This window comes from Polaromonas sp. P1_E1_2, from assembly GCF_056406035.1.
On the sequence record NZ_JBFUAZ010000904.1, the window covers coordinates 1 to 1115 of the forward strand.

2 protein-coding genes are annotated in these 1115 nt (G+C 57.3%); both read right to left on the minus strand.

Annotation, left to right across the window (positions count from 1 at the left end; genetic code table 11):
* Positions 1-286: nuclear transport factor 2 family protein (locus tag AC1D1P_RS23955; protein ID WP_477674736.1), on the minus strand; the 286-nt coding region annotated here is incomplete at its 3' end.
* A gap of 193 nt (positions 287-479) precedes the next feature.
* On the minus strand, positions 480-905 hold the full coding sequence (locus AC1D1P_RS23960) for a YybH family protein (RefSeq protein WP_477674737.1): 426 nt from the start codon (positions 903-905) through the stop codon (positions 480-482).
* Positions 906-1115: the final 210 nt, after the last annotated feature.

Sequence of the window (1115 nt, forward strand, 5' to 3'; positions counted from 1 at the left end):
CTTCCATGCGCATGGTGCTGCCATCGGCCCATACAAAATTAAAGATCCAGCGAATGACGACCTTGTCACCGCTGATGAACACCGGCCGCACGCAGGTTGATGTGACCGACTTCACACGCGCCATCACTTTCGCTTCACCTTCCACCAGCTTGTCGCGTCCACGGCGCGGCGGCTGCTGGTTCTCTTGCATCGTCGCGTCAGGCGTGTAGAACTCTTCAATCGCTTCGGTGTGCGCGTTCTGTTCAACACGGGCAACAAAGCGTTCAACGGTTTCAGGCGTGGGCATGGGTTTCCTTGGCTTGTCTGTTTGATTGACGGCTGTTGATGCGCGTTGGTCTCTGGCCATTTACTCGCAGCCACAGTTCAACGGCAAAGCGCAAGTGTTGCATGCCGAGCTATTTGCTGCAGGCAGCAACAACCATCCCGACCACGGGCCAAGATCATTCAGGTTTCAAAGGAAGAAAAAAGAAAACCCAGCGCTAACCTGGGCGCTTGGCAACTTCAACCAGCGGGTCCGCATGCCTGTGCACCAGCTTCCAGGCATCACCTTCGCGCCTGAACACCTCAGTCACCCGCAGCTTGTTCGCCACGGGCTCTGGCTCACCCTTCATGCGGGCCTGTGCTTTTTGAATGCCCGTCCAAAAGGCAACGGTATCGCCCGCCGCCATGTCCAGAATCTCCAGCTGGGTCGTGCTGCCCGCCTCAAACCGGCCGGCATCCTGCTGGTAGCGCGACCACACTTCCTGCGTGCCCCGTACCACGCCGCCGCCCGGGCTCATAAAGGTGGCCGGTGACGCCTGTGCCACGACACGCCCCAGCGGCGCCGCGTCGCCACTGACATACGCGGCTGCGACGTGCTGCCGCTCTTTCATCAAGGTTTTGAAGTCTTGCTGCTGCTTGCTCATCTTGCGTCTCCTTAAAAGACCAAAGTAAGCCCCGTCTGTGGGCAGCGGCGTAGGACAAGGGATGAGAGGGTGTTGAATTCCGTCGAAATCTGATCCATTTAGCGCAGTAATTTCCATCCAAAAYTGACCCACGTAGGCACTACCCTGCTTGTTTTAAAAGCAGGGGGAAATTAGGAGTGATAGACGTGGCGACATTGAATGTCATCAGAC

What these genes read in the sequence shown, in the direction of transcription:
- AC1D1P_RS23960 (WP_477674737.1), bottom strand. Translation starts at nt 905, where the DNA reads ATGAGCAAGCAGCAGCAAGACTTCAAAACCTTGATGAAAGAGCGGCAG.